The sequence below is a fragment of the Bradyrhizobium sp. SZCCHNRI1029 genome (assembly GCF_032487555.1).
Lineage (GTDB): Bacteria > Pseudomonadota > Alphaproteobacteria > Rhizobiales > Xanthobacteraceae > Bradyrhizobium.
The window spans coordinates 662,087-687,535 of the sequence record NZ_JAUEUK010000002.1; the positions used below are offsets into that span (position 1 = coordinate 662,087).

Annotated in this window: 22 protein-coding genes; 16 read left to right on the forward strand and 6 right to left on the reverse strand. The window is 66.4% G+C overall.

The features are described from left to right. Positions 1 to 50: 50 nt before the first annotated feature. Positions 51 to 2,270, forward strand: coding sequence for a tetratricopeptide repeat protein (locus tag QW861_RS08775; RefSeq protein ID WP_316192921.1), 2,220 nt, complete (start codon positions 51 to 53; stop codon positions 2,268 to 2,270). 7 nt (positions 2,271 to 2,277) lie between these two features. Here the strand turns inward: QW861_RS08775 and QW861_RS08780 are convergent, their stop codons facing one another. Further along, a complete protein-coding gene (locus tag QW861_RS08780) occupies positions 2,278 to 2,988 on the reverse strand; it encodes a DUF1223 domain-containing protein (RefSeq protein ID WP_316192922.1) in 711 nt (236 codons plus the stop codon). A 360-nt stretch (positions 2,989 to 3,348) separates the two neighbouring features. On the opposite strand from QW861_RS08780, the gene QW861_RS08785 reads away from it, so the two are divergent. Beyond that, positions 3,349 to 4,356, forward strand: coding sequence for a Gfo/Idh/MocA family oxidoreductase (locus tag QW861_RS08785; protein ID WP_315712777.1), 1,008 nt, complete (start codon positions 3,349 to 3,351; stop codon positions 4,354 to 4,356). A 55-nt stretch (positions 4,357 to 4,411) separates the two neighbouring features. After that, entirely contained in the window at positions 4,412 to 5,563 is a 1,152-nt protein-coding gene (locus QW861_RS08790; protein ID WP_315768244.1) for a DegT/DnrJ/EryC1/StrS family aminotransferase, read from the forward strand. 524 nt (positions 5,564 to 6,087) lie between these two features. Here the strand turns inward: QW861_RS08790 and QW861_RS08795 are convergent. Beyond that, positions 6,088 to 6,576, reverse strand: coding sequence for an HXXEE domain-containing protein (locus QW861_RS08795; protein WP_315753211.1), 489 nt, complete (start codon positions 6,574 to 6,576; stop codon positions 6,088 to 6,090). Between the two features lie 276 nt (positions 6,577 to 6,852). Between QW861_RS08795 and murJ the strand changes: the two genes are divergently transcribed. From murJ to QW861_RS08815, 4 genes are all read left to right on the forward strand, one after another. Further along, positions 6,853 to 8,382: a murein biosynthesis integral membrane protein MurJ gene (gene murJ / locus QW861_RS08800; RefSeq protein ID WP_315753210.1), complete on the forward strand. Its 1,530-nt coding sequence runs from the start codon at positions 6,853 to 6,855 to the stop codon at positions 8,380 to 8,382. A gap of 152 nt (positions 8,383 to 8,534) precedes the next feature. Next, positions 8,535 to 10,844, forward strand: coding sequence for a xanthine dehydrogenase family protein molybdopterin-binding subunit (locus QW861_RS08805; RefSeq protein WP_315828194.1), 2,310 nt, complete (start codon positions 8,535 to 8,537; stop codon positions 10,842 to 10,844). 129 nt (positions 10,845 to 10,973) lie between these two features. Further along, positions 10,974 to 11,423, forward strand: a complete 450-nt coding sequence (locus QW861_RS08810; protein ID WP_315753208.1) for a cytochrome c — start codon at positions 10,974 to 10,976, stop codon at positions 11,421 to 11,423. 148 nt (positions 11,424 to 11,571) lie between these two features. Beyond that, positions 11,572 to 12,492 carry a cytochrome c gene (locus QW861_RS08815; RefSeq protein WP_315712767.1) on the forward strand — a complete coding sequence of 307 codons (921 nt, stop codon included), beginning with the start codon at positions 11,572 to 11,574 and terminating at the stop codon, positions 12,490 to 12,492. Positions 12,493 to 12,519: 27 nt separating this feature from the next. On the opposite strand, the gene QW861_RS08820 is transcribed toward QW861_RS08815, so the two are convergent. Then, positions 12,520 to 13,680 (reverse strand): ABC transporter substrate-binding protein, encoded by a 1,161-nt coding sequence (locus tag QW861_RS08820; RefSeq protein WP_315753207.1) that lies wholly within the window; start codon positions 13,678 to 13,680, stop codon positions 12,520 to 12,522. A gap of 236 nt (positions 13,681 to 13,916) precedes the next feature. Between QW861_RS08820 and QW861_RS08825 the strand changes: the two genes are divergently transcribed. Continuing rightward, on the forward strand, positions 13,917 to 16,439 hold the full coding sequence (locus QW861_RS08825) for an EAL domain-containing protein (RefSeq protein ID WP_315753206.1): 2,523 nt from the start codon (positions 13,917 to 13,919) through the stop codon (positions 16,437 to 16,439). Here the strand turns inward: QW861_RS08825 and QW861_RS08830 are convergent. Both QW861_RS08830 and QW861_RS08835 read right to left on the reverse strand, forming a co-directional pair. After that, positions 16,393 to 17,457 (reverse strand): helix-turn-helix domain-containing protein, encoded by a 1,065-nt coding sequence (locus QW861_RS08830; protein WP_315753295.1) that lies wholly within the window; start codon positions 17,455 to 17,457, stop codon positions 16,393 to 16,395. The two genes, QW861_RS08825 and QW861_RS08830, sit on opposite strands and share 47 nt — an antisense overlap. Before the next feature lie 381 nt (positions 17,458 to 17,838). Further along, positions 17,839 to 18,084 (reverse strand): Lrp/AsnC ligand binding domain-containing protein, encoded by a 246-nt coding sequence (locus QW861_RS08835; RefSeq protein WP_315712762.1) that lies wholly within the window; start codon positions 18,082 to 18,084, stop codon positions 17,839 to 17,841. A 122-nt stretch (positions 18,085 to 18,206) separates the two neighbouring features. On the opposite strand from QW861_RS08835, the gene thiD reads away from it, so the two are divergent. Together thiD and QW861_RS08845 are read left to right on the forward strand one after the other, a co-directional pair. After that, positions 18,207 to 19,007 (forward strand): bifunctional hydroxymethylpyrimidine kinase/phosphomethylpyrimidine kinase, encoded by an 801-nt coding sequence (thiD, locus tag QW861_RS08840; protein ID WP_315753205.1) that lies wholly within the window; start codon positions 18,207 to 18,209, stop codon positions 19,005 to 19,007. A 114-nt stretch (positions 19,008 to 19,121) separates the two neighbouring features. Continuing rightward, positions 19,122 to 19,577, forward strand: a complete 456-nt coding sequence (locus QW861_RS08845) for an ester cyclase (RefSeq protein ID WP_409977945.1) — start codon at positions 19,122 to 19,124, stop codon at positions 19,575 to 19,577. A gap of 33 nt (positions 19,578 to 19,610) precedes the next feature. Here QW861_RS08845 and QW861_RS08850 read toward each other — a convergent pair whose 3' ends face one another. Then, complete coding sequence (locus tag QW861_RS08850; RefSeq protein WP_315753204.1) at positions 19,611 to 20,660, reverse strand: AraC family transcriptional regulator; 1,050 nt, start codon at positions 20,658 to 20,660, stop codon at positions 19,611 to 19,613. Between the two features lie 140 nt (positions 20,661 to 20,800). Between QW861_RS08850 and QW861_RS08855 the strand changes: the two genes are divergently transcribed. The 6 genes from QW861_RS08855 to QW861_RS08880 are packed head-to-tail and all read left to right on the forward strand — an operon-like array spanning position 20,801 to position 25,428. After that, positions 20,801 to 21,625, forward strand: a complete 825-nt coding sequence (locus QW861_RS08855; RefSeq protein WP_315753203.1) for an alpha/beta hydrolase — start codon at positions 20,801 to 20,803, stop codon at positions 21,623 to 21,625. 15 nt (positions 21,626 to 21,640) lie between these two features. Further along, on the forward strand, positions 21,641 to 22,153 hold the full coding sequence (locus QW861_RS08860; RefSeq protein ID WP_315753202.1) for a hypothetical protein: 513 nt from the start codon (positions 21,641 to 21,643) through the stop codon (positions 22,151 to 22,153). A 27-nt stretch (positions 22,154 to 22,180) separates the two neighbouring features. Further along, complete coding sequence (locus QW861_RS08865; RefSeq protein WP_315712755.1) at positions 22,181 to 22,825, forward strand: hydrolase; 645 nt, start codon at positions 22,181 to 22,183, stop codon at positions 22,823 to 22,825. Positions 22,826 to 22,839: 14 nt separating this feature from the next. Next, on the forward strand, positions 22,840 to 23,127 hold the full coding sequence (locus tag QW861_RS08870; protein ID WP_315738868.1) for a XapX domain-containing protein: 288 nt from the start codon (positions 22,840 to 22,842) through the stop codon (positions 23,125 to 23,127). Next, on the forward strand, positions 23,124 to 25,001 hold the full coding sequence (locus QW861_RS08875; RefSeq protein WP_315753201.1) for an amidohydrolase: 1,878 nt from the start codon (positions 23,124 to 23,126) through the stop codon (positions 24,999 to 25,001). Before QW861_RS08870 ends, QW861_RS08875 begins: the two co-directional genes overlap by 4 nt. 1 nt (position 25,002) lies before the next feature. After that, the gene (locus QW861_RS08880; protein WP_315753200.1) at positions 25,003 to 25,428 is read left to right on the forward strand and encodes a DoxX family protein; all 426 of its coding nucleotides are present in this window, start codon (positions 25,003 to 25,005) and stop codon (positions 25,426 to 25,428) included. Positions 25,429 to 25,449: the final 21 nt, after the last annotated feature.

The following is a 25,449-nucleotide window of genomic DNA, read 5'->3' on the forward strand; positions in this document are numbered from 1 at the left end:
GAGTTCACCGCGTTCCCGCGATCTGCACGCTCCTCGTGGAGGTAAGTCTCTTGGCAAGCAATGTCGGCTCTCGCGCCTTCCAGAATGCGAGATTGCAGAAGAAGCATCGCAAGCAGGCCGATGAGCTCATGCCGCGCGCCGTGGCGGCGTATCGTGCCGGCCGTCACGCCGAGACGCAGGCGATCTGCGGCCAGATTCTGGCGCTGCTTCCCGACCATTTCGATGCGCTGCACCTGCTCGGCGTCACGGCGCTCGATGGCGGCCAGCTCGACCTCGCCGAGCAGGCCCTGACCAGGGCCGTGGAGATCGAGCCGCGGCATGCCGAGGCGCTCTCCAATCTCGGTCTCGCGCTGTTCAACCGCAAGCGCTTCGACGAGGCGCGCAAATGCCAGGAGCGCGCGATCGCGCTGAAACCGAATCTGCTCGTGGCGCTCACGGGCCTCGGCAACACGCTGATGCGCCTGGGCCGGCCCGAGGAGGCGATCGCCGCGCATGACCGGGCGATCGCGCTCAAGCCCGACTATGCCGACGCCTATTGCAATCGCGGCATGGCGCTGCTTCCGCTCGCCCGCAATGCGGAGGCCAATCAGAGCTTCGATCGCGCGTTGTCGCTCAACCCGCGTCACATGGAGGCGATGTTCGGCAAGGGACTCGCCAGCATCAATCTGCGCCATTCCGACGAGGCGCTCGCGGCATTCGACGCCGCGCTTGCGATCAAACCCAACGCCGCGCAGGTGCTGGCGCAGCGCGGCCGGCTGCATCAGCAGGCCGGACGTTTCGACAAGGCGATGCCCGATTTCGAGGCCGCGCTGGCGCTCGATCCGCGGCTGGACGTCGCGCTCCTGGGCTTCGCGCAGCTCAGCGCCATCAAGGACAATATCGCGCCGGCGATTGATGCCTGCCGCAAGGTGCTGGAGCAGAACCCGCAGTCGGAGGTTGCCTGGACCTGGCTCGGAGAATGCTTCTGCAAGCAGGGCGATCTCGCGACGGCCTTGCAGCACTTCGAGCGTGCGCTCGAGATCAAGCCGGATTTCGGTGATGCGATTACCGCGAAGATCTTCCTGCTCGACTTCATGCCGGATACCGATTTCGCTCAGCATCAGGCGGTACGCCGGGAATGGTGGACCAGGATCGGCAGCAAGATCACGCGCCGGCCGCCGCCGGTCCGCGACCGCGATCCGGAGCGGCGGCTCACCATCGGCTACGTCTCGTCCGATTTCAGGAATCACTCGGCTGCCCTGGTGTTCCTGCCGGTCCTGCGCCACCACGACCATCAGGCGTTCAGGGTCGTCTGCTATTCCTGCTCGCCGCTGCAGGATGGCATGACCGAGCGATGCCGTTCCGCCGCCGACCTCTGGGTCGACGCCTGGCAGATGTCCGATGAGGAACTGAGCGATCGCATCGAGGCCGATCAGGTCGATATCCTCGTCGACCTCTCCGGCCATTCCGCCGGCAACCGGCTGCCGGTGTTCGCGCGCAAGCCGGCGCCGGTGCAGGTCACGGCGTGGGGCAGCGGCACCGGCACGGGGCTTCCGACCATCGACTACTTCTTCGCCGATCCGGTGACGGTGCCGGAGGCTGTGCGTCCGCTGTTTGCCGAGCAGGTCTATGATCTGCCGGCCGTGATCACCACCGATCCGTTGCCGGGATGGCAGCCGACGCCACTGCCGATGCTGCGCAACGGCACCGTCACGTTCGGCGTCTTCAACCGGATCGACAAGATCTCCGAGCCTGCGCTCGCGCTCTGGTCCCGCCTGATGGGCGCGCTGCCGGGCTCGCGGATCGTCATCAAGAACGGCGCGCTCGATGAGCCCTTGCTGCGCGACGGCCTCGTCGCGCGGTTCGTGGCGCATGGCATCGCGCAGGAGCGCATCACCTGCCTCGGCCTGTCGACGCGCGACCAGCACATCGCGCAGTTCGCAGGCATCGACATGTCGCTCGACCCGTTCCCGCAGAATGGCGGCGTCAGCACCTGGGAGTCGCTGCAGGCCGGCGTCCCCGTCATCGCCAAGCTCGGCCACGGCGCGGCGGCGCGCGCGGCGGCGGCGATCAACACGGCGGTCGGGCTCGGCGACTTCGTGGCCTCCGACGATGACGGCTACATCGCCATCGCGCTGAAATATGCTGCCGCACCCGCGACGCTGGCGAAGCTGCGTGCTGAACTGCCGGCCATGGTTGCCAACTCGGCCGCCGGCAATGTCGAGACCTACACGCGCAAGGTGGAGGAGGGCTACCGCCAGTTCTGGCACCGGTACTGCGCCTCCTCCTGACCGCATACTACAATCGCGCCGCGCCGACGATGCGCCCGTCCGCCGCTTCGAGAATCACGGCGGCATCCTCGCCCTCCGGCATGGGTTCGGTGAGGCGCAGCGCGGTGCCGCTCCAATCTGCCAGCGGACGCACCGAGCGCACCACGTTGAGCTCCTCCAGCGTGCGGCCGCCATTCTCGCCGCGGCGGATCGCCGTTTCATGCCGATGATCGAAGCCGACCAGGAGGAGGCGTCCGCGTCCTTCACCGCCGCCGACCTCGACCGTGAGCCTGTCGCCATCGCGCGCGAGCTTGAGCCGCGCCGCCGTCGCGCTCGCGCCCCTGGCGCGATCGATCGCGGCTCCCACCTCGGCCCTGTTGGAGCCGACATGACCCGTCACCCCGTCGACGACGATCTCCGGCGTGTAGGAGCCGTCGCCGAAGCGGCTGCCGTAGCGGGCCTGACGATCGGTGGCGGCCGGCAACGAGAACGGATCCTTCCAGCCCAGCCGGTCCCAATAGGTGACGTGAAAGGCGAGCGGCAGCACGTCGCGGCGCTGCCGCACCAGCTCGTTCAGATAGGCATTTGCAGGCGGGCAGGAGGAGCAGCCCTGCGAGGTGAAGAGCTCGATGACGACGGGCCGATCCACCGCGGCCGCCGACGGCGACCACGGGGCAAGCGAGGCGAGCAGCACGGCGAAGGATGAGGCGTAGCGGAGCGAGGCGAGGCTGAGGGTCATGGGTGTTCTCCCGCGATGTGACGTGATCTCCTTCGCCGGCGGGCTCCACCGTGTTACCTCCTGCCGTAGCCAACACGCAGGCGTGAAGACGCATCGACGGTTACCTTCGCGGCCTGTCGTGACGCGTGAGCAGGGCGCTCGCCACACGTGAAGGGCATCGTGCACGCCGTTCAAGAGACAGCGCTTTTCGTCCGCACCCGATGTAACTTTCTGAATCAAATCGTGTCCTGAAAAGGGTTTCCGCATTCGCCTCGCTTCAAGCGGCATGCTAGGAGAGCTTCGACCGGTGATTTGCCGTTCGTTAACCGTTGCGGCCAATCCGTGACGTCGCAATCCGGGGACATTGATGGGGTCGATGACATGAGTTCCAAGGGGGCGGGCCACAAGGCCGAGCTGAGGCAGGCGCTGCGAGTCGGCGTGATCGGAGCCGGCGTGATGGGCAGCAATCATGCCCGCGTGCTCGCCGGTCTGCCCGACGTGCACCTCGTCGGCGTCGTCGATCCGCTGCCGGCGCATCGCAGCCGCGTCACCGAGCTTGCGAACTGCCCGACCTTCGAGACGCTCGATGAGCTCGTCGCCGAGGGCGTCGACGCCGTGACGATCGCCGCGCCGACCCATCTGCATCACGAGCTCGCGCTCGCCTGCATCGCCCGCAAGGTGCATCTGCTCGTCGAGAAGCCGATCGCCTCCACGGTCGAGGAAGGCAAGGAGATCGTCTCGGCCGCGCACCGCGCCGGCGTCACCCTGATGATCGGCCATGTCGAGCGCTTCAATCCGGCGGTTGCCGCGATCAAGAAGGCGATCGCCGGCGAGGATATCCTGTCGATCGCGATCACCCGCGTCGGCCCGTTCCCGCCGCGCATGTCCAATGTCGGCGTCGTCATCGACCTCGCCGTGCACGACATCGACCTGATCCGCTGGTTCACCGAGTCCGACATCATCGAGGTGCAGCCGCAGCTCTCCAGCGCGGTCGCCGAGCGCGAGGACATCGCGCTTCTGCAGTTCCGCACCGCATCGGGCGTGTTGGCCCACATCAACACCAACTGGCTGACGCCGTTCAAGGCGCGCAACGTCACCGTGGCGACGCGCGGCAAGTACATCATGGGCGACCTGCTCACCCGCCAGGTCACCGAATGCTTCGGCTTCAAGCCGGACGGCAGCTACTCGATGCGGCATCTCCCGGTCGGCCATGACGAGCCTCTCCGCGCCGAGCTGATCGCGTTCCTGCATGCGGTGCGCTCGGGCACGTCGCCCGCCGTCACCGGCGACGAGGGCGTCGCGAGTCTGGCGATCGCCACGCAGTGCCTGGAAACCTCGAGCCATCGCCCGGCCGAGGCCGCCGCCACCAAGCTGCGCGCGGCCGGCTAGCCGGCCCGGCCTTCGCTTCATCCTCATTTCCGTTTGCGAACATGTGTCAGAGCTCATGAACCAGCACCTGCGTCATCAGCCCATTCCGTTCATCGACACCGCCGCGCAGCGCCAGCGGCTCGGCAAGTCGCTCGATGACGCCGTCGCCCGCGTGCTCGCGCATTGCCAGTTTCTCGGCGGCCCCGAAATCATCCAGCTCGAGAAGGAGCTGGCTGAATTCTGCGGCGCCAAATACGCCGTGAGCTGCTCCAGCGGCACCGACGCGCTGCTGATGGTGCTGATGGCCCAGGGTATCGGCCCCGGCGACGCGGTGCTGTGCCCGTCCTTCACCTTCTGCGCCACCGGCGAGGCGGTGGCACTGACCGGCGCCACGCCGGTGTTCGTCGACGTGCTGGAGGACACCTTCAACATCGATCCGGCCTCGCTCCGCCGCGGCATCGCCACCGCGAAGCGGCTCGGCCTGAAGCCGAAGGCTGTGATCCCGGTCGATCTGTTCGGGCAGAGCGCCGACCACGATTCGGTCGCCGCGATCGCGCAAGCCGAAGGCCTGTTCGTGCTCGACGACGCCGCCCAAGGTTTTGGTGCCAGCTACAAGGGCCGCCGCATCGGCACCTTCGGGCTCGCGACCGCCACCAGCTTCTATCCGGCCAAGCCGCTCGGCTGCTTCGGCGACGGCGGCGCCATCCTCACCGACGATGCTGGCCTCTTGGAGCGGCTGCGCAGCGTGCGCGCCCATGGTGGCGGCAGCGACAAATACGACAATGTCCGCCTCGGCCTCACCGCGCGGCTCGACACCATCCAGGCTGCGGTGCTGATCGAGAAGCTCAAGATCTTCGAGGACGAGATCGCCGCGCGCAACGCGGTGGCCGAGCGCTACACCGCGGCGCTGGCCGACGTCGTGAAGGTGCCGCGCCTCGCCGAGGGCTGCACCTCGGTCTGGGCGCAATACACCATCCGCCTGCCCAAGGGCGTCGACCGCGACACCTTCGCTGCCGCGCTGAAGGCGCAGGGCATTCCGACCGCGATCTACTATCCGAAATCGATGCATCAGCAGACCGCCTACCGCATCTTCCCGAGCGCCGATGGCGGCCTGCCGGTCAGCGAGCAGCTGTCCAGCGATGTCATCAGCCTGCCGATGCACGCCTATCTCGACGAGCCGACGCAAGGGCGCATCATCGACGTCGTTCGCGGCGCAGTCCGGGCCTGAGGCCTTACGCATCCTTGACGTCACGCCGCTTGCTGCGGCGCGGCTCACAGCGCCGGCGGGCGATCTGCCCCGTTGGCAGCCCCAAATCACACTGTCGTCCCGGCGAACGCCGGGACCCATACCGCGTGATCTCTGAAACGGGCAGGCGGCCCGATCCACGCGCCCCATCGGCCGCACGGCGTATGGATCCCGGATCAGCGCCCGCCGCCGCTTCGCGTCGGCCGGCTTGTCCGGGATGACAGCGGAGTGCTTGGCACGCATCTGGCGCCTTCTCCGGTGTTGTTCGTGCTGACGCCGCATCGGCACACTCATCGTCATTGCGAGCGAAGCGACTTGTCCGCCATAGCCCGAAGGGCGACGGCGGAAGCAATCCAGCGCTGCGCGTGCGGCCCTGGATTGCTTCGTCGCTGACGCTCCTCGCAATGACGGTGGTGAGTTGCGTGCTCGCAGCAAGCCTCGCCCCGATGAGCGCATCGACATCCGGAGTACTAATCGGCCCTACGGGCTGAGCGAAAGATCGTTGGCTACTGCGAACCGTTGATCACTCGGCCAGCTCTGAAGAGAACAGGGATGAGGGCAACGATGGCAATCACGACCAGCGGTCCGGCCCAAACGAACGTGCCGCTGTCAATGTAGCCCTCCGCCAACGCCGTTCGCAGCAGCGTGGCGGTGACCGGCAAATTGATGAGCACTGCAGTTGCAGTCCCCGGCGCATAGCGGCGCATCGCCAGTGTCGACAGAACATGCGGGACGGCGACGTTCAGCAGCATGGCCAGTGCGTAGCCACACAACAAGTAGGATCCGAGACTTTGCTTGCCCTGCAAATTCGCGAGAACGGCCGCGACCGCTGCCACCAGCGTCAACACCGCCAACGCAAACCGAAACTCACTGCTTCCTACGGTATGGTGCCATCTCCCAGCCGTTGCCGACCATCCCGGCAACCAAACGGCCTCTTCGACGTTGTGAACGGCAATTGCCGCCACAAAGAACCATGCGAGAGTTGAGTAGCTCACTCTGGGAACCAAGCTTCTAACAACGCCACATTGCATGCCTACCTTGGTCGGGACATGACCCATTTGACATGTCTCAAGTGTCCGCGAACCGGAGGTCGGACATCGGCCCGAGCATGCTTGCCAGCCGGCGGAGCGCAAGATCCGAGACGATATGTGCTGGCGCTGGCCGCAAGTCGGGAGAGGGGGCCGCGACCGGGTCGCCACAATTTACCCCCAAGCAGGCATCGCCCGCGTTCTCCGCTTCAAACCCGCCCCCCAATGCTCTAGAAGCCCCCCATGCTCGGACGTATCTTCACCGTCGGCGGCTATACGCTGCTGTCGCGCCTCACCGGCTTTGCCCGCGACATCATGCTGGCGGCGATTCTCGGCGCTGGGCCGGTGGCGGATGCGTTCTTCATTGCGTTCCGGCTGCCTAATCATTTCCGGGCGATCTTCGCCGAGGGGGCGTTCAACGCGGCCTTCGTGCCGGCCTATGCGCATGTCCATGGCGAAAAGGGGCCGGCCTCGGCGAGCCTGTTTGCCGACCGCATCTTCACCCTGCTGCTGGCCTCGCAAATCGTGCTGCTGGTCCTCGCCTGGGTGTTCATGCCGCAGGCGATGACGATCCTGGCGCCCGGCTTCACCGACGATCCGGCGCAGCGGGACCTGGCGATCACGCTGACCCGGATCACCTTTCCGTACCTGCTGTTGATCACGCTGGTGACGCTGTATGGCGGCATGCTCAACGTGATGCAGCGTTTCGCCAGCGCTGCGGCGGCGTCGATCTTCCTCAATCTCGCGATGATGGGGACCTTGGCGCTGGCGGCGTTCTTCCCCGGCGTCGGTCATGCCGCGGCCTGGGGCGTGCTGATCTCGGGCTTCCTGCAATATTTCCTGCTCGCCGGCGATCTCGCCCGTCACGGCGGGCTGCCGCGCTTCGCGCCGCTCAAGCTCGACGACGACATCCGCGCCTTCTTCAAGGCGCTGGGGCCGGCCACGCTCGGCTCGATGGGCACGCAGGTGGCGATGTTCGCCGACACCATCATCGCGACGTTCCTCCCCGCGGGCGCGATCTCGGCGCTGTATTATGCCGACCGTCTCAACCAATTGCCGATCGGCGTGATCGGCATCGCCATCGGCACCGTGCTGCTGCCGGAAATGTCGCGGCGGCTGACGGCGAACGATCATGAAGGGGCCATGGAGCAGCAGCGCCGCGCCTTCGAGTTCACGCTGCTGTTCTCGGTGCCGTTCGTCGCCGCCTTCCTCGCGGTGCCCGACGTCATCACGCGGGCGATGTTCGCGCGCGGCGCCTTCACCAAGGGCGATGCGGCGGCGGCGGGTGCGACGCTTGCCGCCTATGCCGTCGGCCTCATTCCGTTCGTGATGATCCGCAGCGCGGTCTCGACCTTCTACGCTCGGAAGGACACGGCCACGCCGGTGAAGGCCTCGCTCACCGGGCTGACCGCCAACGTCGTGCTGAAGGTGCTGCTGATGGGCTCGCTGGCCCAGGTCGGCCTCGCGCTGGCGACGGCCGTCGGCGCCTGGATCAACCTGCTGCTCGTGCTCGGCTTCGCCGTGCACAAGGGCTATCTGCGCTTCGATCGGCGGCTCACCATGTCGCTGCTGAAATTTGCCGGAACCGGCGTGGTGCTCGCGGCGGCGCTGTGGGCGACGGCGTTGGTGGCATCGGCCCATCTCGCTTCGCTCGGCCGCTTGCAGGACGAAGCCGTTCTCGGCCTGTTGATCGTGGTGGGGGCCGTCATTTATGCCGGCGCCATTCTGGTGCTGTTCGGCCCGCGCTGGCTCAAGGCCCTCGTGCGGCGCTGATGTTTGCGCTGCAGCATCGAGCTGGTGGCATGCCTGCGGAGAGTTGACCGCACGTGGGTCCAGGGGCGGCCATATGGCGTTTGCGCGAGTCTTCGTTCCGCTGCAATATGCCGTCCAATATTTGCGACAATGCAAGCGGGAAGTGAAACCAGATGGCAGCTCCTATCAAGTTCGGCGTCGGACAAAGCGTTCTCCGGAAAGAGGACGACGCGCTGATTCGCGGCAAGGGCCGCTATACCGATGATCTGGCGCCGGCTGCCGCCTTGCATGCGCTGGTGCTGCGCTCGCCGCATGCCCATGCCAAGTTCACCATCGATGTCACCCAGGCGCGGCTCTTGCCGGGCGTGGCGCTGATCCTGACCGCCGCCGACACCGCGGAGCTCGGTGGGCTGCCCTGCCTGTTCAATCTCGAGACCGATCCCTTCACCGCGCCGCCTTATCCGATCCTCGCCAAGAACGAGGTGCGCCACGTCGGTGACGCCATCGCCTTCGTCGTCGCCGATACGCTGGATCACGCGCGCGACGCGCTGGAGGCGATCAAGGTCGAGTGGACGACCTTGCCGGCCGTGACCGGCGTCGTGAACGCGATCAAGCCGGATGCGCCGCAGGTGTGGGCCGAACACAAGGGCAATGTGCTGTTCGACGTTTCGATCGGTGACAAGTCCGCGACCGAGGCGGCCTTCGCGAAAGCGCATGCGGTGGCCGAGATCCGCATCGTCAATCCGCGCGTGGTGGCGAGCTTCATGGAGACGCGCGCCGCGGTCTGCGAATACGACACCAAGCGCGATCATCTGACCCTGACGGCGGGCAGCCAGGGCAGCCACCGGCTGCGCGACATCCTCTGCCAGAACGTGCTGAAGATCCCGACCGAGAAGATGCGGGTGATCTGCCCCGACGTCGGCGGCGGCTTCGGCACAAAATTGTTTCCCTACCGGGAGTATGCGCTGCTCGCGGTCGCCGCGCAGCGGCTGCGCAAGTCGGTGCGCTGGGCCGCCGACCGCTCCGAGCATTTCATGGGCGACGCGCAGGGCCGCGACAACGTCACCACGGCGAAGATGGCGCTGGCCGAGGACGGCAAGTTCCTCGCCATGGACGTCGACCTGATGGGCGACATGGGCGCCTATCTCTCGACCTTCGCGCCGTACATCCCGCATGGCGGCGCCGGCATGCTGCCGGGCCTCTACGACATCCAGGCGTTCCACTGCCGGGTGCGCACGATCTTCACCCACACCGTTCCGGTCGACGCCTATCGCGGCGCGGGCCGCCCCGAGGCAGCGTACGTCATCGAGCGCCTGGTCGATGCCTGCGCGCGCAAGCTCGACATGAGCGTCGATGCGATCAGGCGCAAGAACTTCATTCCGCCGCGCGCGCTGCCCTACAAGACCGCGACCGGCAAGGTCTATGATTCCGGCGACTTCAATGCGCATCTCAAGCGCGCGATGGAGATCGCGCAGTGGAAGGAGTTTCCGAAGCGCGCCAAGGCCGCCAAGAAGCACGGGCTGATCCGCGGCATCGGGCTCGCGAGCTACGTCGAGGTCTGCGGCGTGATGGGCGAGGAGACCGCCAATGTGCGGCTCGACCCCAATGGCGACGTCACCATCCTGATCGGCACGCAGTCGAGCGGGCAGGGCCATCAGACCGCCTATGCCCAGATCGTCGCCGAGCAGTTCGGCCTGCCGCCGGAGCGGGTCCACATCCACCAGGGCGACACCCAGGAGATCGCGACCGGCCTCGGCACCGGCGGCTCGGCCTCGATTCCCTCCGGCGGCGTCAGCGTGCAGCGCGCCACCCATGAGCTCGGCGACAAGCTCAAGCAGATCGCCGCCGAAGCGCTCGAGGCCGGCCTCGGCGATCTCGAGATCGCCGACGGCGTGATCCGCGTCGCCGGCACCGACCGCGCGATCTCGTTCGCCGATCTCGCCAAGCGTCCGGGCACAGATCCCGCCAAGCTCAACGGCAGCGCCACCTTCGCCAGCGCCGATGGCACCTATCCGAACGGCACGCATGTGGCCGAGGTCGAGATCGATCCGGCGACCGGCATCATCAAGATCGTCAACTACGTCATCGTCGACGATTTCGGCGTGACGCTGAATCCGCTGCTGCTGGCCGGCCAGGTGCATGGCGGTGCGGTGCAGGGCATCGGTCAGGCGCTGATGGAGCAGGTGGTCTACAGCAACTCCGACGCTCAGCTCGTCACCGGCAGCTTCATGGACTACGCGCTGCCGCGCGCCGCCGACGCGCCGTCCTTCACCTTCGAGACCCACAACGTGCCCTGCAAGACCAATCCGATGGGCGTCAAGGGCGCCGGCGAAGCGGGCGCGATTGGCTCCTGTCCGGCCGTCGTCAATGCGATCGTCGAAGCCCTCTGGCGCGAGTACAAGATCGATCACATCGACATGCCGGCGACCCCGGAGCGCGTCTGGATCGCGATCCGGGAGCAGCATCGCCGTCATAGTCTCTGAGTACTCTCCCTCCGGATCTCCTCCGATATCCGCCTCAATTCCGGAATAACCCGCCGGCTGAGGGGTTGACCAACCAAGCGACCCGTCCAGGTGGGCTGGACGGGATTGTGACAACAAAGGAGCGAATTGATGAAGCGGACTGTCGTGGCTGTCGCAGCTTTGCTGCTAGGGGCCGGCGCCGTGATGGCACAGCAGGATCTGGTCAAGCATAGCCAGGACACGATGAAGGCCAACGCCAAGAACCTCGGCGGTGTCCTGATCGCGATGGTCAAGGGCGAGAAGCCGTATGATCAGGCCGCCGTCAATGCCGCTCTGGCGCAGCTCGAGGAGACCGCCAAGAAGCTGCCGACGATGTATCCGGCGAGCCTGAAGGGCGCCAAGTTCGAAGGCGACTACGGTCCGTCGCCGAAGATCTGGGAAGACCAGGCCGGCTTCAAGGCCAAGATCGAGACCTTCGGCAAGGTCGTCACCGAGGCCAAGGCCAAGATCAAGGATCTCGACAGCCTGAAGGCGACCGCGCCGGGCATCGGCAAGGAATGTGGCGGTTGTCACGAGACCTTCCGTCTCAAGAACAGTTGATCTGACCAGCCATCAACGGGGGCGGACGCGACATGGCGTCCGCCCCCGTTTGTTTGCGCCGCGCGGGCGTCCTGACGTATCACGGCGCCGCCGAGCTCCGGTGATGATCGCCGGGCCGACGATATCCTCCTGCTGTGACGGAGCCACCATGCTACGCCGCCTCCTGCTTGCTCTCTGCGTGCTCGGCGCCGCCGGCCTGGCGGTGTTCTGGTGGCTGACCCAACCGTCGACGATCACGCTCGCAGCGGCGACGCGCGCGCCGGATCTCGCCAACGGGCAGGAAATGTTCAACATCGGTGGCTGCGCGTCCTGTCACGCGGTGCCGAACCAGCCGGATCGACTGAAGCTCGGCGGCGGTCTGCCGCTGAGCTCGCCGTTCGGCACCTTCTATGCGCCCAACATCTCGCCCGACCCCACTGACGGTATCGGGCGCTGGAGCGAGGCCGAGTTCGTCAATGCGGTGGTGAGGGGCGTGTCGCCGGACGGCAGCCACTACTACCCGGCGTTTCCCTATCCCTCCTACGCGGCGGCGAAGATCGACGACGTCCGCGATCTCTTCGCCTACATGAAGACGCTGCCGCCGGTCGCCGGCGCCTCGCGCGCGCACGACATGCCATTCCCGTTCAACATCCGTCGCACCGTTGGGGTCTGGAAGCTACTGTTCTTCGACGACAGGCCGTTTGCCGCCAACGCCGCGCGCCCGGCGGAGTGGAATCGCGGCGCCTATCTGGTCAATACGCTCGGCCATTGCGCCGAGTGCCACAGCCCGCGCAACGCGCTCGGCGGCATCGTTTCGGCGCAGCGTCTGGCGGGTGGGCCGGATCCCGAAGGTCAGGGCTTCGTGCCGAACATCACCCAGAAGGGCCTGGCGGACTGGAGCGAGAGCGACATCAGCTATTTCCTCGAGACCGGACAGCTGCCCGACGGCGACAGCGCCGGCGGCTCGATGGCGCGGGTGATCCGCAACACCTCGCAGCTCACGCCCGAGGATCGCAAGGCGATGGCGGTCTATCTGAAATCGCTGCCGCCGGTTGAAGGCCCGCCGAAGCCGAAGAAGCCGGCAAGCTGATCAGTTCGGCGAGCCCGCGCACGCAGGTCAGATCGGCTTGAAGCTGCCGTCGCTCTGGATCACCGTCAGCGATACCGGCGGTGGATTCTCCTTGCGCGCGTTGCCGAAGCTGACCACCAGTCCGCCGATGTCGAACTGGCCGACCTCGTTGATGATGCGGAGCAGCTCGGCGCGGGTCGGGTTCGGCCCGGTCATCGCCAGGGCGCGGGCCACCAGGCGGCCGGTGATGTAGCCCTCGAGCCCGATGAAATCCGGCGTCTGGCTCGGATCGAGCGTCTTCATCGCGGCCTGGTAGTCGGCGACGACGCGGAGGTCGGTGTCCCACGGAAACGGGACCACCTCGGAGACGATGACGCCGCGTCCCTCCGGACCGAGCTCCTTTGCAAGGGCATTGCCGCCGACAAAGGACACCGCCGAGAACGTCGGGTTGAAGCCGCTGCGATGCGCCATCTTGATGAACTCGGCGCACGGGCCGTAGGTGCCGACCAGGATCACCGCTTCCGGCTCCGCGCGCCGGATGACCTTGAGCGCCGCGCCGACCGCGCGCGTGTTGCGCTCGAACGTGCCTTCGGCCGCGAGCTCGAGGCCGCGGCGATCGAGATGCGTCTTCACGCCGGCCAGCACGTCGCGGCCGAACGAGTCATCCTGATAGAAGATGGCGATGCGGGTGAGGTGAAGCTCTTCGGTGAGATGCTTGATCGTGGCTTCGGCCTCGGCCGCGTAGCTTGCGCGGATGTTCACGACGTTCTGGAATTCGGGCGCCCGCAGGAATTCGGCGCCCGAGATCGGCCCGATGAAGGGGACGTCGTTCGACGCCGCGATCGGCGCGGTGGCCATCGCGGTCGGGGTGCCGACGGCGCCGATCAGCGCGAACACCTTGTCCTCGTAGATCAGCTTGATGGTCTCGACCACCGAGCGATCGGGGTCGTAGCCGTCATTGCGGCTCGCCAGCTTCAGCCTGCGGCCGTAGACGCCGCCCTTGGCGTTGAGCTCGTTGAAGGCCGCCAGCAATCCCTGGCGCGCCGCCTGGCCCAGTGCGGCCGACGGGCCCTCCAGCGCCGCCACCTGGCCGAACATGATGGAGTCGTTGGTGACGCCGAGCTCGTCGGCGCGCGCAGACCCGGGCGGGAGCACGCCGGCGATCAGGGCGAGAACGATGGAGATCCGAAGGCTTGAAAACCAGTTCATTGCGATCTTCGATGCACGAGTACGCTTGATGACAACTCAGTCTAGGCGTGTTGAATGAAGACCTCGCTAAAGACGTGGCCCGCGCTTGATCGCGTTTTGGGCGGCCCTCAACAGTCAGCCGTTAACCAAGCCCGGTTTCTGGTACGCCACGACGGATCATCTTTGACCGTCCTTAACTTACCGCGGCCAGCATCGGCCGCATCGTGGTGAGGGGCAGCCGTTTGGCGGGGGCCATATTGCAGGTTGAAGAGTACAGCGCACCGACGCTGCAGGAAAAGGATGATGCTCGCAGCGGTAGCGGGCGCGAGAGGCTGCGCGCGTCGCTATCGCGATACCGGCTTTATCGTCCTGCGATCATCGCGGCATGCGTCGGCGTCGTGCTGTCGGTCGTCGGGACGGTTGCCGTGGGACGCTGGGAAAACCGGCTGGCGCGGACAGATTTCGAAGGCGTGGCCGAAGCTCAGGCGATCCTGGTCCAGAACGGTGTCAACGAATATGTCAGCCGGCTGACCGCGCTGCGCACCCGCTTCGAATCCGCCAACGACGACATCACCCGCAGCGAGTACCAGACCTTCAGCGCGCGCCTGTTCGAGGCGCATCGCGGCATGCTGCGCTTGGCGTGGCTGCCGCGGATCAAGCGCAAGGAGCGCGGCGAATACGAGGCGGCGGCGATCACCGATGGTGTTCCCGCCTTTCGCATCAAGTCCTATCCCGACGGCACGGTCGCGCCGGAGAGCGACGAATATTATCCGGTCTACTTCTCCACCGAGGCGAAGACCTCGCCGGTCTACGGTCTCGATTATTGGAGCATTCCCGACCATCGCGCCGTGCTGGAGCAGTCGCGCGACTACGACGTGATCGGCGCATTGCGCACGCGTCAGAACCTGATCAATCAGAACGAGCGCAACAACGCCGTGATGATCGGCATCCCCGTCTACGCCAAGGGGACGTCGCGCACGACGGTCGCCGACCGCCGCCGCAATCTCAGCGGCTTCATCATCGGCGTGTTCGACCTGCCGACGCTGTTGCAGTCGGTGCGCGCGAACAATCCCAACAGCCCGGCGCTCGCGATCAACCTTCTGCCGCCCGAGCGCGTGATCAACGCCTCCGGCGTGGACCCGCAGCGCTGGCCCGCGGACCCCAGCATCTGGTCGACGACCTTGCGCATCGGCGATGCCGACTGGGTGTTCCAGGCGGCGCCCGCCGGTGGCAGCCTGATGGCGAGCCACAACCGCGCGCTGGCGCTGTATGCGGCCGGCATGGCGACGACGATCTTCCTCGCCGTGTATCTCGCGCTGTCGAGCCGCAACGCCCTGCAGCTCGCGCTCGCCAATCGCCGCGTGCTCGAGCTGGCGCAGACCGACGCGCTGACGGGCCTTGCGAACCGCGCCTTCTTCCTCGAGGAAATGGAGCGCATCAACGACGAGAAGAGCGGCCGCTTCACCGTCTTCCTGCTCGACCTCGACCGCTTCAAGAACGTCAACGACTCGCTCGGCCATGGCGCCGGCGACGAACTGCTGGTGCAGGTCGCTCAGCGGCTGAGATCGCAGCTGCGCGACGAGGACGTGCTGGCCCGGCTCGGCGGCGACGAGTTCGCCCTGATCCAGGCCGGATCCGCCGACCAGCGCGCCGCCGCGATCGAGCTTGCGCAGCGCATCACCAAGCTGATCGCCGAGCCGTTCCAGCTCGGCGGGCAACGGGTCGAGATCGGCACCAGCATCGGCATCTCGCTCGCGCCCCAGCACGGCCGCGACCAGGAGCACCTGCTCAAGAAGGCCGACCTCGCGCTCTATCGCTCGAAATCCGCCGGCCGCAGCTGCTACACGCTCTATGACGATGCGATGTCGGCCGAGCTCGAGGCGCGCAACACGCTCGAGGGTGATCTGCGCGACGCCATCGCGCAGTGCCAGTTCGAGGTGCACTATCAGCCGTTCTACGACGCCGAGACGCGCGAGCGCCGCGGCGTCGAGGCGCTGGTGCGCTGGCGTCATCCGGTCAAGGGGCTGGTGCCGCCGGACAAGTTCATCCCGCTTGCGGAGTCGACCGGCCTGATCGTGCCGCTCGGCGAATGGATCATCGGGCGCGCCTGCGACGACGCCACCGCATGGCCGGACGACGTCAAGATCGCCGTGAACCTGTCGCCCGTCCAGTTCAAGCAGGCCGAACTGTTCGACGTCATCCAGTCGGCGCTCGCGAGGTCCGGCCTCGATCCGAAGCGTCTCGAGATCGAGATCACGGAGTCGGTGCTGCTGGAGCGCGCGGCCGAGAACGAGAGCTTCATCGACCGGCTGAAGGGCCTCGGCATCTCGCTGGCGCTCGACGATTTCGGCACCGGCTATTCGTCGCTGCGTTCGCTGACGGCGTTCCCGTTCAACAAGATCAAGATCGACAAGTCCTTCGTCGCCAATCTGAGCGTGCGCGACGAAAGTGCCGCCGTCATCTCCTCGGTCGTGACGCTGGCGCGGGGGCTTGGCATCCAGATCACCGCCGAAGGCGTCGAGACCGAAGAGCAGCTGGTGCAACTTCGCGCGCTCGGCGTCAACTTTGCGCAGGGCTATCTGCTGGGCCGGCCGATGCCGGTCGAGCAGCTCGAGCAGCATCTGGAGATCGCGCGCGCTGCGTCCGATGCCGACGAGCCGCAGCCGGCCGAAGACGCATCTGAGGACGACGCATCCGGGGACGACGACCCGCACTCGGCGGCCGTCGTCGCGCTCATTCCCCGGTCCGGGGCGCTGCTATCCCTCGCATCCAACGGCTGAGCGGCGAGGCGGTTTCGGCGTCCGCGTCGACCGGCAGGCGTGGCGAGCCCAGCATGGCGGCCTCGCGCGCGGCGCTCGGCGTGATGCCGTAGGCGGCCTTGAACAGCCGCGTGAAATGCGCATCGGTCCCGAGCTGCCAGCGCCGCGCGACCTCGCTGATGCGCTGCGTCCGCGATCCCGTCCCGGCGAGATCGAAGAATGCGCGGTGCAGGCGGCGGCTGCGGATGTAGTCGGCGATGCCGCCGATCGGCGCGAACAGGCGATAGAGCGACGCGCGAGACATCCCGAAATGCAGCGCCACCGCGTCGGCGCTGAGTTCAGGGCTCGACAGCCGCGCTTCGATATATTGGCGGACGCGGAGCAGCGAGGCGTCCGGCGTCACGCTGCGGTCGGCATCGCGGCGTTCGAGCTCGCCGCGCAGGCACGCCGAGATCAGCGCGATCGTGCCCTCGACCGCGGCCTGGCACTCGTCGAAACTCATGCGCGGCGCACAGTCGAGCAGCGCGCCGAAATGCCGCGCCAACAGCGGCGCCAGCGCGCCGCTGCGCGGCAGCACCAGGCCGTGCAGGTCGTCGACCTGCAGCAGGCGCGCATCGAACATCGGACGCGGCACCACCAACGTGACGTTCTCGAACGGTGTCGCGCGCGTTTCGAGTGTCTGGGCGAGATCGAGCACGCAGAGGTCGCCGGCCTCGACCCGGATCGGCGAGGCGCCCGCGACGCCCTCATAGCTGCCGTTCACGTAGAGCTGCAGGATGATGTGATCCACGCCGCTGCGGGCGACGGTTTCGGCCGATCGCCGGAACCGCTGGCCGCTCGCACGGGCCGATCCCAGCAGCACGGAGCCAAGCGCATAGGACAGCACGTCCGCTCTGAACGGAGCGGCCTCGCCGGCCGCGAGCTGGTCGACCTCGAAGAACGTCGACGTGGCCTCGCGCCACGCCGCAATGTTCGCCTCGGTGTCCATCTGCTCGGCGCAAAAGCCGTAGCTCGGCAGCAGGGACGAAACGGCTTTGATCTCACTCTTCACGCGGCGCCGCAGTCATTCTTGAGTTTTCGTCTCAACTTCTTGATCGACCGTATCGGATCGGCCGCCCGCCTTGACCCGGTGCTCCGCGTACCCGCTATAGAACGCCTGTCGCCAAGTTGCCGAAGGGAAAGCCGGGCCGTTCGACGGTCCCCCCATTGCCCCTCACGATCGAAAGGTCCGGCTTTCCGGCCCACTGGTGCGAATTGGCGGACAACGGTCTCCGGCCGCCACCGTCTTTCATGACGAAACCATGCTTGACCCATTTTCAGGACCTCGGCGCCCGTCGGTCACGACGGGCGCCTTTGTCGTGAGGCAGGTGTTGAGGCAGGCGCCCGACGGGCAGGCCGCGCCGGGTGAGAAAGCGCCTCGTCAGGTGGCGCCGAAGGCCTTGAACGTGATGATGGTGTGGGTGTCCTGAATGCCGGGCAGGATCTGGACCTTCTCATTCACGAAGTGGCCGATGTCGGTGGCATTGTCGACGTAGAACTTCACCAGCAGGTCGTAATTTCCCGCCGTCGAGTAGATCTCGGAGGCGATCTCGGCTTCCGCCAGCGCATTGGCGACCGTGTAGGACTGGCCAAGCTTGCACTTGATCTGGACGAAGAAGGGAACCATTGCGGGCTGTCTCCGGAAGGCATCTTTCGCCTCAATATAGCGTTTTCCGACGAAGTCGATACGCTTTCTCCGGTGGGCCGGCCTGCTTGCCGGGCGCGGCCGGCCCGCGCTAGGAAGGGGGCATGAGCACCCCCGTCGCACTCACCATCGCCGGTTCGGATTCCTCCGGGGGAGCCGGTATCCAGGCCGACCTCAAGACCTTCGCGGCGCTCGGCGTCTATGGCGCCTCGGTGCTGACGGCGCTGACCGCCCAGAACACCAGGGGCGTGACCGGCGTGCATCTGGTGCCGCCCGATTTCGTCGCCGCGCAGATCGATGCGGTGTTCGATGACCTCGCGGTCGGCGCGGTCAAGATCGGCATGGTGGCGCAGGCGCCGATTGCCGACGCCATTGCGGCAAGCCTCGCGCGCTGGCGGCCGCGGCACGTGGTGCTCGATCCGGTGATGGTCGCAACCTCGGGCGCGCGGCTGTTGCCGGAGGATGCGATCGACGCGCTGCGCCGCGGGCTGATCCCGCGGGCGTCGCTGATCACGCCGAACCTGCCCGAGGCGGCCGCGCTGCTCGACGAGCCGGTCGCGACCTCGGACGAGGCGATCGCGGCGCAAGGCCGCCGGCTGCTCGCGCTCGGCTGTCCGGCGGTGCTGATCAAGGGCGGCCACGGGCAGGGCGCTGACAGCACCGATTACCTGATCACATCAGCAACCAGCATCCCATTGCCGTCGCCGCGCATCGACACGAAGAACACCCACGGCACGGGGTGTTCGCTGTCGTCGGCCGTGGCCGCAGGGCTGGCGAAGGGGGAGAGCCTCGAGGCGGCCGTAGGCAACGCCAAGGCCTTCATCTCCGGCGCGATCGCGGCTGCCGATCGCTTCACGGTCGGACACGGCCACGGCCCGGTGCATCATCTCCACCGCTATTATTGAGGTCACTCATCTTTGAGGTCACTTCCCGTGGGAAGTCCGCTTAGCTGGCGACAGCCGAAATAGCTGGGGTGGGCAACGGCTGCATCATATCTGCGCCCCGGGGGAGATGACGGAATGATGACGCGTTTCGCCGCGGTGGCCGCGGTGCTGTTCGCCACGGTCGCAACACCGGTGCTGGCTCAGCGGGCCTATTCGGCCCAGGAGGAGCGCAACAAGGCGATCGTGCTCGACTTCTATGAGCAGGGCCTCAATCGCAAGGATTTCGAGGCGGCGTCGAAATATCTCGGCACCTACATCCAGCACAATCCGAACGCCGAGGACGGCCCGGAGGGATTTCGCAAGTTCATCGAATTTCTGAAGGCCAAATTCCCACAGTCGCACAGCAGGATCACGCAGGTGCATGTCGACGGCGACTTCGTCGTGCTGCGCGTTCACGCCGTCCGCGAGCCCGGCACACGCGGCAACGCCATCGTCGACATCTTCCGTCTCAAGGACGGCAAGATCGAGGAGCATTGGGATTCGGTTCAGCCCGTTCCCGAGCAGTCGGCCAATCCCAACGGGATGTTCTGAAGAACGCGTCTGAAGCCGTCTCCCGCCGGCGGATCATGGTCCGCGCGCGACAGCGACTTCCCGCCGCACGCCCTCCATCAGCCGCGAGCGGTATTCGCCCGGTGATTCGCCGAACCAGCGATTGGATGCGCGGAAGAAGGTGCTCTGGTCGGCATAGCCGAGCAGATAGCCGATGTCGGTGAGCGTCATGCGGAAATCGGCGAGATGGCGCTGGGCGAGCTCGCGCCTGACATCGTCGACGAGATCGCTGAAGGAGAGGCCTTCGTCCGCCAGCCGGCGCTGGAAGGTTCGGTCGCTCAAGCCCAGCTCGGCTGCGATGGCCGAGCGCAGCGGGCTGCCGTCGGGCAGCAGCCTGACGATCGCTGCGCGGGCGCGATACGCAGTGTCGGCCTTGACCAGACGCTCCAGCGCCTCGTCGGCGATCCGATCGTGGATTGCCGAAAGCTCGGGCGCAGAGGTCGTCAGCTTGCAGGCGAGATCCTGATCCGACACCAGGAAGCCGTTGAATGGCGCATCGAATTCGAGTGGGGATTGGAACGCCCTGTTGTAGCACGCGATCGACAGCGGCACCGCATGCGAGAAACGCGTGGCGAGCGGCGTCAGCGGACGATCCAGCATCCACCGGCATAGATTGAGCAGATTGACGACGCCGTAGTCATAGCGCTGCCGCGGAATCGGGCATTCACCGCCGAACACGTCGGTCCGCACCCAACGGCCGCCATTGCCCTGCTCGAGCGTGATGGTCACCGCGTCGCTCACCAGGCACATGTAGCGGATCAGTCGCGTCAGCCCGGCGAGCAGCGTGGGGCTCGACATCATGGCATAGCCGGCGACGCCATAGTTGTCAGGTCGCGGCGCATCGAGCTTTGCCAGCCCGATGTCCGGATTGCCCGAACGCTCGGCCGCCAGCATCCACAACCGGCTCAGCGCCTCGGTCGGCCAGCGGCGATCGCAATCGTCGAGATCGTCGATCGAGAGGCCTACGTCGGCGAACAGCGCGGCCGCATCCAGACCTTGCTCGTTCAGCGTCGTCGCGACGCCGCGCATCCAGGACGACGATGTGGTTCGAATCTGCTGAGCCATCCCTTGGCCTTCTGGGGCCAGTGCTTTGGCCTCCTCGGGTCATTGTGCAGATGCACATGAGATTGCATAGCACCGGGTATTGGCGATCGCGACACGAAATTCGTTGGTGCGACCGCATGGCTGGCGCGCAGGAGAAAATCATGCCCGTTCTGAAAACCAATGACGGCACAGAGATTTACTACAAGGATTGGGGCTCCGGCCAGCCGATCGTGTTCAGCCATGGCTGGCCGCTGTCAGCGGATGATTGGGATGCGCAGATGCTGTTTTTCCTCAATCACGGCTTTCGCGTCATCGCCCATGATCGCCGCGGCCATGGTCGTTCGGCCCAGGTCGCCGACGGTCACGACATGGACCACTATGCCGACGATCTCGCGGCCTTGACCGCGCATCTCGATCTCAAGCGCGCGATCCATGTCGGCCATTCCACGGGCGGCGGCGAGGTGGTGCATTACCTCGCGCGCCATGGCGAGAGCCGCGCGGCCAAGGCTGCCATCATCGCCGCGGTGCCGCCGCTGATGCTGCAGACCGCGGCCAATCCGGGCGGGCTGCCGAAGTCGGTGTTCGACGACTTTCAGACCCAGGTCGCCACGCGCCGCGCGGAATTCTATCGCGACGTCGCCGCTGGGCCGTTCTACGGCTACAACAAGCCTGGCGCCAAGCCGTCCGAGGCCGTGATCCAGAACTGGTGGCGGCAGGGCATGATGGGCAGCGCCAAGGCGCACTACGACGGCGTCGTCGCCTTCTCGCAGACCGATTTCACCGAGGATCTCAAGAAGATCACCTTGCCGGTGCTGGTCATGCACAGCGAGGACGACCAGATCGTGCCTTACGCGGATTCCGCGCCGCTGTCGGCCAGGCTGCTGAAGAACGGCGTGCTGAAGACCTACAAGGGCTTTCCGCACGGCATGCCGACCACGGAAGCCGAGACCATCAACGCCGACCTACTGACCTTCATCAAGGGCTGATCAGAGGAGGCTTGCATGACCTGGGGAATTCCGACGGCCCTGTTTCTTCAGATCCACGTGGTGCTGAGCCTGATCGGAATCGCGACCGGGCTCGTCATGCTCGCCGGCATGCTGGCAGGCCGCCATCTGGCGGCCTGGGCGGCGCTGTTCCTGGTCACGACCTTCCTCACCGGCGTGACCGGCTTTCCGCTGCCGCCGTTCGGTCTCGACCCGCCGCGCATCATCGGCATCATCCTGCTCGCGCTGTTGATTGCGGCCAGCGCCGCACTCTATGCGTTCGCGCTGTCGGGATGGTGGCGACGGGTCTACGTCGTCACCGCGCTGCTCTCGCTCTATCTCAACGTCTTCGTCGCGATCGTGCAGTCGTTCCAGAAGATCGGCGTGCTCAATGTCCTGGCGCCGACGCAGAGCGAGCCGCCGTTCGCCGCAGCTCAGCTCGTCACGCTCGCTCTGTTCATTGCTTTCGGTGTCTTCTCGTGGCGGCGTTTCGCGCCAACCACGCTGGCGCCGCGAGCGTCTCTCACCTGATCGATTCGACCCTTCAAGGAGAACCTCGTGTCCAAGCTCGAAATGCTGACCCCGCAGAACTGCGCCGTGGCGCTGATCGACTATCAGCCCGCGATGTATCAGGGCGTGCAGTCTCATGACCGCCTCGGCGTGTTCAACAACATCCAGATCGTCGCCAAGGCGGCCAAGCTGTTCAAGATTCCGACCGTGCTCACCACAGTCGCCAAGGACTCGTTCTCCGGTCCCTTCATGCCGGAGGTGACCGAGCTGTTTCCAGAGCACGACATCGTCGACCGCACGGCGATGAACTCCTGGCTCGATGCCGGCTTCCGCAAGCAGGTCGCTGCCACCGGTCGCAAGAAGTTCATCATCGCGGGACTCTGGACCGAGGCCTGTGTGCTGTTCCCGACGCTCGACATGCTGCGCGAAGGCTATGAGATCTACATCCCGGCCGATGCCTGCGGCGACCTGTCGCTCGAAGCGCACAACAGGGCGATGGACCGCGCGGTGCAGGCCGGCGCGGTGCCGATCACCTCATGCCAGTTCGCCTTCGAGCTGCAGCAGGACTGGGCGCGTGCCGAGACCTATGACGGCATGATGGAGATCCTGAAGGCGCATTCGCCCTACGGCATCCAGATCCGCTTCTCCAAATGGGCGCTTGGAGAGCACGCCTCGGAGGGCGGGGCCAAGTAGTCCCGGGACGAACGATGAAGATCTATCTGTTTTCGCTCGGGGCAGGGCTGCTGGTCGGCGTGATCTACAGCCTGCTTCAGGTCCGCTCGCCGGCGCCGCCATTGGTGGCGCTGGTCGGCCTGCTCGGCATCCTCGTCGGAGAGCAGGTGATCCCCGTGGGCAAGCAGCTCCTGAACGGGACCACGCTTGCTGCCGCGTGGCAGAAGGCGGCCTGCGCCACGCACATCTTCGGCCTGCTGCCCGGCCACCACGGCCGGGCAGAGACGACCAATTCTACCGCCCAGAATGAGAAGGCCTCATGAGCGATTACCCCGATCTCATCCTCCATCACGGCCTGTTCACGACGCTCGATCGGTCCAATCCCACGGCGAGCGCGGTGGCGATCAAGGACGGCGCCTTCACCGCGGTCGGCCACGAGCAGGACGTGATGAAGCTCGCCGGTCCCCGAACGAAGATCATCGATCTCAAGGGCCGTCGCGTGCTGCCGGGGCTGATCGACAATCACCTGCACATCATCCGCGGCGGGCTCAACTTCAACATGGAGCTGCGCTGGGACGGCGTGCGCTCGCTCGCGGACGCGATGGCGATGCTCAAGGCCCAGGTCGCGATCACGCCGCCGCCGCAATGGGTGCGCGTGGTCGGCGGCTTCACCGAGCACCAGTTCGCCGAGAAGCGGCTGCCGACGATTGACGAGCTCAACGCCGTCGCGCCCGACACGCCCGTGTTCCTGCTGCATCTGTACGACCGCGCCATCCTGAACGGCGCCGCGCTGCGTGCCGTCGGCTACGACAAGGATACGCCGCAGCCGCCAGGCGGCGAGATCGCGCGTGACGCACAGGGCAATCCGACCGGCCTGCTGCTCGCCCAGCCGAACGCCGCGATCCTCTACGCGACGCTGGCCAAGGGTCCAAAGCTGCCGTTCGACTATCAGCTCAACTCGACGCGGCACTTCATGCGCGAGCTGAACCGGCTCGGCGTCACCGGTGCGATCGATGCCGGCGGCGGCTTCCAGAACTATCCGGACGACTACGCCGTGATCCAGAAGCTGGCCGATGACGGCCAGCTCACGATCCGGCTCGCCTACAATCTGTTTACCCAGAAGCCAAAGGGCGAGAGAGACGACTTCCTGCGCTGGACGCAGAGCTCGACCTACAAGCAGGGCAACGACTATTTCCGCCACAACGGCGCCGGCGAGATGCTGGTGTTCTCTGCCGCCGATTTCGAGGATTTTCGCGTACCGCGGCCGGACATGCCGGCCGAGATGGAAGGCGAGCTCGAGGAGGTCGTGCGCATCCTGGTCCAGAACAAGTGGCCGTGGCGGCTGCACGCGACCTATGACGAGACCATCTCGCGCGCGCTCGACGTGTTCGAGAAAGTCAACCAGGATACGCCGCTCGAGGGTCTGCACTGGTTCTTCGACCATGCCGAAACGATCTCGGACCAATCGATCGACCGCATCGCGGCGCTCGGCGGCGGCATCGCCGTGCAGCACCGCATGGCCTATCAGGGCGAGTACTTCGTCGAGCGCTACGGCTTCGGCGCGGCCGAGGCGACGCCGCCGGTGAAGAAGATCCTCGACAAGGGCGTCAAGGTCTCCGCCGGCACCGACGCGACCCGCGTCGCTTCCTATAACCCCTGGGTGTCGCTGTCGTGGCTGGTGACCGGCCGCACCGTCGGTGGCCTGCGGCTGTATCCGCAGCGCAACTGCCTCGATCGCGAGACCGCGCTCAGGATGTGGACCGAGAACGTCACCTGGTTCTCCAACGAAGAAGGCAGGAAGGGCCGCATTGCGGTCGGGCAGTTCGCCGATTTGATCGTGCCGGATCGCGACTTCTTCTCCTGTGCGGAGGCCGAGATCGCCGACATCACCAGCGACCTCACCATGGTCGGCGGCCGCATCGTCTACGCCGCCGCCGCGTTCAAGCCGCTGGACGACGCGGCTCCGCCGCCGGCCATGCCGGAGTGGTCGCCGGTGCGCCGCTTCGGCGGCTACGGCGCCTGGCTGGAGAAGGACGATCACGGCGGCGTCCGCGCCCAGGCGATGCAGATGTGCGGCTGCGCCAGCGCATGCGGCGTGCATGGCCATGACCACGCGCGGGCATGGTCCTCCAGCCTGCCGGTCTCCGATCTCAAGAGCTTCTGGGGTGCGCTCGGCTGCGCCTGCTGGGCGGTCTGAGATGGCGGGGATGTCCGACACGCCACGGCCGATCGCCGCGGTGCTCGACTGGCGCTGGCTGTGGCACGCGGCGCGGGTCGCGCTGGTTTCAGCCTATCTGATCGGCGGCGTCCAGAAGTTCATGGACTTCCCGAGCGCGATTGCCGAGCAGGCGCATTTCGGCCTGGAGCCGGCGGCGCTGTGGGCGGCGGCCGCGATCGCCGTCGAGCTGATCGGCTCGGTGCTCGTCATCGCGAACCGGTTCGTCTGGCTCGGCGCCGGCGCGCTCGGCGTGCTCACGCTCGTTGCGATGCTCGCCGCCAATGATTTCTGGCACATGTCCGGCCATGACCGGTTCATGGCGCTGAACGCCTTCTTCGAGCATCTCGGCCTGATCGCCGGCCTCGTGCTCGTCTCGATCATCTCCTGGCGCACGCACCGCGCTTGATCCACATCTGCTCATTCGAGG

Excerpts from the sequence above, each read along its gene's own strand:
- murJ (WP_315753210.1), top strand. The coding sequence starts at position 6,853 with ATGCTCGGACGTATCTTCACCGTCGGCGGCTATACGCTGCTGTCGCGC.
- QW861_RS08845 (WP_409977945.1), top strand. The coding sequence starts at position 19,122 with ATGATGACGCGTTTCGCCGCGGTGGCCGCGGTGCTGTTCGCCACGGTC.
- QW861_RS08870 (WP_315738868.1), top strand. The coding sequence starts at position 22,840 with ATGAAGATCTATCTGTTTTCGCTCGGGGCAGGGCTGCTGGTCGGCGTG.
- QW861_RS08785 (WP_315712777.1), top strand. The coding sequence starts at position 3,349 with ATGAGTTCCAAGGGGGCGGGCCACAAGGCCGAGCTGAGGCAGGCGCTG.
- QW861_RS08860 (WP_315753202.1), top strand. The coding sequence starts at position 21,641 with ATGACCTGGGGAATTCCGACGGCCCTGTTTCTTCAGATCCACGTGGTG.
- QW861_RS08835 (WP_315712762.1), bottom strand. The coding sequence starts at position 18,084 with ATGGTTCCCTTCTTCGTCCAGATCAAGTGCAAGCTTGGCCAGTCCTAC.
- QW861_RS08850 (WP_315753204.1), bottom strand. The coding sequence starts at position 20,660 with ATGGCTCAGCAGATTCGAACCACATCGTCGTCCTGGATGCGCGGCGTC.
- QW861_RS08855 (WP_315753203.1), top strand. The coding sequence starts at position 20,801 with ATGCCCGTTCTGAAAACCAATGACGGCACAGAGATTTACTACAAGGAT.
- QW861_RS08820 (WP_315753207.1), bottom strand. The coding sequence starts at position 13,680 with ATGAACTGGTTTTCAAGCCTTCGGATCTCCATCGTTCTCGCCCTGATC.
- QW861_RS08880 (WP_315753200.1), top strand. The coding sequence starts at position 25,003 with ATGGCGGGGATGTCCGACACGCCACGGCCGATCGCCGCGGTGCTCGAC.
- QW861_RS08805 (WP_315828194.1), top strand. The coding sequence starts at position 8,535 with ATGGCAGCTCCTATCAAGTTCGGCGTCGGACAAAGCGTTCTCCGGAAA.
- QW861_RS08790 (WP_315768244.1), top strand. The coding sequence starts at position 4,412 with ATGAACCAGCACCTGCGTCATCAGCCCATTCCGTTCATCGACACCGCC.
- thiD (WP_315753205.1), top strand. The coding sequence starts at position 18,207 with ATGAGCACCCCCGTCGCACTCACCATCGCCGGTTCGGATTCCTCCGGG.
- QW861_RS08875 (WP_315753201.1), top strand. The coding sequence starts at position 23,124 with ATGAGCGATTACCCCGATCTCATCCTCCATCACGGCCTGTTCACGACG.
- QW861_RS08780 (WP_316192922.1), bottom strand. The coding sequence starts at position 2,988 with ATGACCCTCAGCCTCGCCTCGCTCCGCTACGCCTCATCCTTCGCCGTG.
- QW861_RS08810 (WP_315753208.1), top strand. The coding sequence starts at position 10,974 with ATGAAGCGGACTGTCGTGGCTGTCGCAGCTTTGCTGCTAGGGGCCGGC.
- QW861_RS08815 (WP_315712767.1), top strand. The coding sequence starts at position 11,572 with ATGCTACGCCGCCTCCTGCTTGCTCTCTGCGTGCTCGGCGCCGCCGGC.